This is a genomic window from Kordia sp., from assembly GCF_045105435.1.
Taxonomy (GTDB): domain Bacteria; phylum Bacteroidota; class Bacteroidia; order Flavobacteriales; family Flavobacteriaceae; genus Kordia.
Genome location: NZ_JBGCDL010000201.1, coordinates 1 through 6,921 on the forward strand (window position 1 = coordinate 1; position 6,921 = coordinate 6,921).

The 6,921-nt window shown below is 34.9% G+C and carries 5 protein-coding genes; 3 read left to right on the forward strand and 2 right to left on the reverse strand.

All coding sequences use genetic code 11. The features are described from left to right. The first annotated feature begins 5 nt into the window (after positions 1-5). The 3 genes from AB8B65_RS10610 to AB8B65_RS10620 all read left to right on the forward strand — a co-directional run bounded on the left by AB8B65_RS10610 (position 6) and on the right by AB8B65_RS10620 (position 3,363). Positions 6-1,763 (forward strand): DNA polymerase III subunit gamma/tau, encoded by a 1,758-nt coding sequence (locus AB8B65_RS10610; protein WP_405300959.1) that lies wholly within the window; start codon positions 6-8, stop codon positions 1,761-1,763. A gap of 11 nt (positions 1,764-1,774) precedes the next feature. After that, positions 1,775-2,356 carry a tRNA-(ms[2]io[6]A)-hydroxylase gene (locus AB8B65_RS10615; protein ID WP_405300960.1) on the forward strand — a complete coding sequence of 194 codons (582 nt, stop codon included), beginning with the start codon at positions 1,775-1,777 and terminating at the stop codon, positions 2,354-2,356. A 305-nt stretch (positions 2,357-2,661) separates the two neighbouring features. Beyond that, entirely contained in the window at positions 2,662-3,363 is a 702-nt protein-coding gene (locus AB8B65_RS10620; protein ID WP_405300956.1) for a T9SS type A sorting domain-containing protein, read from the forward strand. A gap of 211 nt (positions 3,364-3,574) precedes the next feature. Here the strand turns inward: AB8B65_RS10620 and AB8B65_RS10625 are convergent, their stop codons facing one another. Continuing rightward, positions 3,575-3,775: a hypothetical protein gene (locus AB8B65_RS10625; RefSeq protein WP_405300957.1), complete on the reverse strand. Its 201-nt coding sequence runs from the start codon at positions 3,773-3,775 to the stop codon at positions 3,575-3,577. A gap of 342 nt (positions 3,776-4,117) precedes the next feature. Next, complete coding sequence (locus AB8B65_RS10630; protein WP_405300958.1) at positions 4,118-6,547, reverse strand: DUF4982 domain-containing protein; 2,430 nt, start codon at positions 6,545-6,547, stop codon at positions 4,118-4,120. Positions 6,548-6,921 lie beyond the last annotated feature (374 nt).

Sequence of the window (6,921 nt, forward strand, 5' to 3'; positions counted from 1 at the left end):
ATTCTATGGAACATTTCATTGTATCAGCTCGTAAATATAGACCGCAAACATTTAAAGATGTTGTGGGTCAACAAGCGATTACAAATACTTTAGAAAACGCCATAGAACGTAGTCATCTCGCGCAAGCCTTATTATTCTGTGGTCCGCGTGGTGTTGGAAAAACAACTTGTGCACGAATTTTAGCCAAAAAGATCAATCAAGATGGTACGGAAAATCCGGATGAAGATTTTGCATTTAATATTTTTGAATTAGATGCCGCTTCAAACAATTCCGTAGATGATATTCGTAGCCTGATTGAACAAGTACGCATTCCACCACAAGTGGGAAAATACAAAGTGTACATCATTGATGAGGTACACATGTTGTCACAGGCAGCTTTTAATGCGTTTTTAAAAACCTTAGAAGAGCCGCCAAAACATGCCATTTTTATTCTGGCAACGACCGAAAAACACAAGATTATTCCAACGATTTTATCAAGATGTCAAATTTTCGATTTTAAACGAATTGGCGTTAAAGATGCAAAGGAATACTTAAAATACATTGCCGAAAGTCAAGGTGTAGAAGCAGACGACGACGCATTACATATTATTGCACAAAAAGCAGATGGTGCTATGCGCGACGCCTTATCTATTTTTGATAGAGTGGTGAGTTTTTCTGGAAAACAGTTAACGCGACAAGCCGTTACCGAAAACTTGAATGTGCTTGACTACGAAATCTATTTTACGGCAACCGATTTAATGTTGAAAAATAACATTCCGCAATTGCTAGTAGATTTCAACGAAACCTTATCAAAAGGATTTGACGGACATCATTTTGTAGCAGGAATCGCTTCTCATTTTAGAGATTTATTAGTCTGCAAAAATCAAGCAACGATTGCACTTTTGGAAGTTGGCGATCAAACGAAACAGAAATATTTAGAACAATCGCAAAAAACGTCACAACCATTTCTGATGAAAGGAATTGAGCTGGCAAATGATTGTGATTTAAAGTATAAAACCAGTCGAAATCAACGACTTTTAGTCGAATTGTGTTTAATGCAACTTGCCTCTATCAATTATGATGGAGAAAAAAAAAATAGCAAACGGTTCATAATTCCAGCTACTTTTTTCTTAGCACATGGCAAAAAAATTGATCCGCTAGCTACAGTTACTTCTGCTACAGCTGCAACAACAACGGAAACAGCATCACAATCACCGCAGGTTCAATCTGCGGAAGCGACAACAACACCCGAAAACGTATCGGCACCAAAAGTAGCAACACCGCCGCCACCAAAACCAAAGATTGATATTTCGATGATGCGAAATAAAGTTTCTGGTTTGTCACTTTCGAGCATTAAAGCAAAACAAGAACATTTAAAGAAACAACAAAGTAAAGTTGTTGATCAAAAAGCATTGCCGAAAGATGCGTTTACGGAAGCACGTATGTTGGAAGTGTGGAATGCGTATGTGGAAAAAATTGATAGGAAAGGTGAAAAAATTATGTCTTCACTCCTAGCAACAGATATTCCGAAGCTGAAAGATGATATTATTATTTGTATCGAAATGCCGAATGAAACCATGAAAATTGAGATTGAACGCGCACAATATCCGTTATTGGAATATGTCCGTGCCGAATTGAATAATTATGATGTTTCTTTAGCGATTGAGGTCAACGAACAAAATGTGAAAAAATATGCGTTTACAGAACGTGATAAGTACGAAAAATTGAAAGAAATAAATCCGCTTGTAGAGCGACTACGTAAAGATTTTGATTTAGAAATTTAATAGATAGTATGATGTTAGGTTTAAAGTTACCAACCGATCCGCGTTGGGTGAATATAGCAGAGAAAAATATTGAAGAGATTTTAACAGATCATGCTTTTTGTGAACAGAAAGCGGCAAGTACGGCAATTTCTTTGATTGTGAGTTTTCCTGAATATCCTGAGTTGGTAGAAGCAATGATTGCTTTGGTGAAAGAAGAAATGAGTCATTTTAAAATGGTACACGATCATATTTTAGCAAGAGGCTGGAAATTGGGTCGCGATCGTAAAGATGCGTATGTTTCTAAGTTGCTACAGTTTTTCCCAAAAGGCGGAAGCAGAACGACACAAATGGTTCACAGATTGTTGTATGCTGCTTTGATTGAAGGTAGAAGTTGCGAACGTTTTAAGTTATTATCCGAGAATATTAGCGATCAGGAATTGGCGACTTTTTATAAGAATTTAATGGTGAGCGAAGCCAATCATTATACCATGTTTTTAGGTTTTGCCAGACAATATGGAGATCGTACCGAAGTGGATGAAAAATGGCAAGCCTTGTTAGCTTATGAAGCAGAAATTATGAAAGATCTAGGCACTACGGAAACGATGCATGGGTGATTTGGAATTGCTTTCGCTGTTAGATTGCTTTGCTCCTAGACTTGCTTTCGCTGCGCTCTTGGTATTTTGGTAGATTTCAAAGTACATTTTCTTTTTAAAATAAATCCTTTATAATACACACACGTCAATTCGAGTAATTTTCTGAATCGCTGCGCTGTTAGAATATGTTTTGACACTTTTTATTGAAATTTTACTTAGAATTTATAAATTACGACTATTAATTTTAGAATAGTTATTTTTCTGTATGATTCTATACTACAACTATTATATATTTGTAGTATTGAAACCAGTTAAATTATTATACCATGAAAAAACTTTACACTACCTTTTTAATACTTTTAGTAAGTTATACAATAAACGCACAAGATGATCCTGATCTTTTAGGTCAATGGTTTTTACATTATATTGAGAGCAGTGGTTCCACAATATATGTACCAAACGGAGATGCACTTCCTATTACTTTTAGCAGTCTTGATCCTGATCCGTTGGCAGAGAATGCAGTTGGTCTTGGAACGTGTAACGAATTTTTTGGCAAATATGAATTAAGCAATGGTAATACGTCACTAGACATTGTTTCGCTCAACCAAACGCTTGTAATGTGTAATGGCGATACTTTTGAGCCTGTTTATTTTGGTATTTTAGGAAATAATGGTACAAACTTTTTTGATTACACTATTAATCTTACGGATGAAACGTTGACAATGATCGATTTGTTAGGTGAAAAACTCGTGTACGGAAGACAAGTTTTATCTATTAAAGATAATGATGCATTTTCAAATAGTATAAAAGTGTATCCGAATCCTGTTCAGAAAGAACTTTCTTTGACTGGAATTTCTGCGAATTCAAAAACGAGCTTTTCTATTTATAATATTACTGGAAATATGATTATTTCTGAACGCTCTTTGACACAAAATACTTATGATGTTACACAGTTAAAAGTTGGAGTGTATTTTATAAAAATTACTCAGAAAGGGAAAACGGCAGTGAAGAAGTTTGTTAAAAGTTAGACGCGCTTTGCTCTTGGATTTTTAGATGCGCTTTTGCTATTAGATCGCGTTGCTTTTAGATTGTTAGACTTGCTTTACTTTTAGATTTTTAGATCGTTTTCAAACCTATAATCAAAAAGTTCGATTTTAGAAACTTTCGCCTTAGTATCGCTGCGCTCTTAGATAACAAGAGATTCCTGCCTCCGCAGGAATGACAAAAAAGTCTAAAGAATTACAATCTACACGTAAGTGCAATTTGAATAACCGCATTTGTTCCTTCAAACTTTGGTGCTCTGTCTTCGTCAAACATACCTACCAAACCTAAGTTATAACGTACTTCAATAGCTACATTTTCTAAGGTTGTGAGTCCAATTCCACCGTTTACTCCAAAGTCAAAGTTTTTAAAACTGTCTTCAAATTCGTGAATTTTCATACCAATTTTTGGTCCTACTTGAATATTTAAGAAATATGGGACTTAGAAAGATCAATTAAACAAGCGAACAAAGTGATGCACATGGCTGGCATTGCTTATAACTTGAAAAAGTATCTGAAGTTCATCTTAAAAACAGCAAAAAGTGGAGCAAAGTCGCTCGGCTTCAATTTTTCAGAAATAAAGCAGCTATATAATGAGTTTATCTTGATTGTTAGCGGAGTTAATTTTAGAACTCTATAATGAAAATTAAAGGAAAGACACGTTTAAAAGTGCCAAGAATGCCTTGTTTTTTTTGAAATTATAGAGTTGCGCAACGGTTACCTGTGTTGTAGAGCGTTTATTTTACTTTTGGGACTGTAATACTATTTCAGCATCTTTTAGTCCAGAACCTTCTACGTATAATTTAATTTCACCTTCCTCTTTGCCTGATTGAACAGTAACTACTAGTTTTCCACTAAATAATTTCATTGTTGGCAAATGAAACATTTCAAGGGACGTTGCATCTCCATTGCATGTAGCACGAAAAGAACCTTTTCCAGAAACTTTAAACTTTAACTGGTTAGTAGCTGTGGGGCATTTAATTCCATTTTTATCAACTACAGAAACTGTAACATATGATAAGTCCTTTCCATTTGCTTTTATAGTTTTTCGATCTGGGTCTAAAACAATTTTATATGGTTTTCCTGCCGTATGAATTTCCTTTTCCAAAACAGCTTTTCCCTGTTTGTCAAAAGCAACTACTTTTAACGTTCCTGGTTCATATTTTACATCCATCCACATTAAGCGGTATCTATTTTGGGGTGATGAATGATTCTTTTCTTGAACACCCATACTTTTTCCGTTTACAAAAAGTTCTGCACTTTGAAAGTTTGTATATACAAAAACAGGAGTTATTTCTCCTTCTCTACCTTCCCAATTCCAATGAGGCAATATATGAAGGGTTTCATCTGTCGTATTCCACCGACTTCTGTACAAATAAAACCTGTCTTTCGGTAAACCTGCTAAGTCATTTATTCCAAAATAAGAACTTCTTGAAGGCCAACTTTCATCATAAGGTGTAGGCTCACCTAAATAGTCGAAACCAGTCCAAACAAATTCACCAATTACCCATTGTTTATCATCTTGTAATACAAAGTCATCATCAGGAACATTCGACCAACTACAATATTCCAAATCATATGATGAACTTTGAAAATCATCATATTGCTTCATACTTTCTTGGAGAACAGGAAATTTATAAACCCCTCTAGAACTTACCGTTGAAGCCGTTTCAGAACCTAAAATTAATCCCTGTGGAAATTTTTCATATGCTTCTTCATATAAATGCACTCTGTAATTTAATCCCGGAATATCTAACAAGGCTCCAAACCCCGATTCCAATGTAGCTTTTACCTGATCCATTCCAACTGTAACTGGACGTGTCGGATCTTCTCTATGAAAAATATCTTGTAGCCATTTAGCTCGTTTTGCTCCTTCAGATCCCCATTGATCGGGCACTTCGTTTCCTGAACTCCACATTACAATTGATGGATGGTTTCGAGTAGCACGGACTAGATTTACAATGTCTTTTTCAGCGTATTCATCAAAAAAACGGTTATAACCATTTTCAACTTTTGGCTTTGCCCATTCGTCAAAACTTTCGGCTAAAAACATAAACCCCATTTCATCACATATTTCAAGTTGCTCAAGTGATGGCATATTATGAGAACTTCTAATAGCATCACATCCCATATCTTTCAAAATTGTTAATTGCCTTCTCAATGCCGCTATATTAACTGCGGTTCCAAGAGGTCCTAAATCATGGTGCAAACAAACTCCCTTAAATTTTCTAACCTCACCATTTAAACTGAACCCTTTGTTTTGTTCGTATTTTATTTCTCGAATACCAAAACGTGTTGAAATTTCATCTTTCAATTCTTCACCAACAAACAATTGTGTTTTGGCAGTATATAAATATGGAGTCTCTGGACTCCAGCGGTTAGGATTTTCAACAGTAATATTTTGCTCAAATTCATCTCCAAACTGATGCTTTGTTTTTCCCGAAGCAACTTTATCACCATTAGCATTATATATGGTTGTGATTAGTTCTGTATTTTCGCCACTGGCCATAGTTTTTATATTCACTTTAGCAATATCATTACTAATAAATGGAGTTGTAATGTAAGTGCCCCATTGGTTTATACTTTCATTATTTTTAACAATCACACTCACTTTTCGATATAAGCCAGCGCCTGGATACCATCGAGATGCATATTCCATATTTGAAACTCGAACCGCAAGTGTGTTCTCTCCTTTTTGAATTAAATCTGAAATATCAAAATAAAAATAGCTGTATCCATATGCCCATTCCCCAACTTTTTTACCGTTTAAATACACTTGAGGTTCGCTCATTGCGCCTTCAAAAAGAAGAATTACTTTTTTTTCCTCATGATTTGCAGGTAGTGTAAATTTGTTTCGATACCATGCGCTCCCAACATGTGGTAGCGCTCCTGTTCTACCTGTTTTCTCAGTTGCATCCTTTTCGCCATTCTGGAGGATAGCAACTTCTTGTTTATCTATTTCCTTGTCAAAAGGACCATAAATTGCCCAATCGTGTGGAACACTTACAGTTTCCCAATTTGAATCGTTGAATTGCTTTTGAAATGCATTGTCGTTCTTACCTTTTTGAAATTTCCAATTATCTGTCAAGATAATAGTTTCTCTTGATTGTGCTATCCCAATTAAGGGAGTAATCATAAAAACAAATAAGGAGAAAAGAGTTTTTAAATTCATGTTTTTTTAAATTGTTTTTATAAACTAGACCAATTTCTATATTATTAAATAATTGTCTAAACATCAGTAAATGCACTACGTGTTTGTGTATGGTTAGTTGCGTGTTTCAGCACTAAAGTTAGCAAATAAATCACAGATAGAAAGTCCGAGAGGACTTTCGTAAGTAGGCTATAACCAGTAATGAATTATACATGTTGTTGGCGTGTCGTTATTTTTTTTGAATTTCAAATTCACAAATAATTGGTAAATGGTCGCTTACTTTTAACCAATCACTAATTTTTCCAAATTCCATTTTTTTTAGTCCGTTTAAAAATTCTTTACTGCCAAAAACATAATCGATATGATATGGCTTTTCTAATTTTCTATGCAGGAAA

Excerpts from the sequence above, each read along its gene's own strand:
- AB8B65_RS10610 (WP_405300959.1), top strand. The coding sequence starts at position 6 with ATGGAACATTTCATTGTATCAGCTCGTAAATATAGACCGCAAACATTT.
- AB8B65_RS10615 (WP_405300960.1), top strand. The coding sequence starts at position 1,775 with ATGTTAGGTTTAAAGTTACCAACCGATCCGCGTTGGGTGAATATAGCA.
- AB8B65_RS10620 (WP_405300956.1), top strand. The coding sequence starts at position 2,662 with ATGAAAAAACTTTACACTACCTTTTTAATACTTTTAGTAAGTTATACA.
- AB8B65_RS10625 (WP_405300957.1), bottom strand. The coding sequence starts at position 3,775 with ATGAAAATTCACGAATTTGAAGACAGTTTTAAAAACTTTGACTTTGGA.
- AB8B65_RS10630 (WP_405300958.1), bottom strand. The coding sequence starts at position 6,547 with ATGAATTTAAAAACTCTTTTCTCCTTATTTGTTTTTATGATTACTCCC.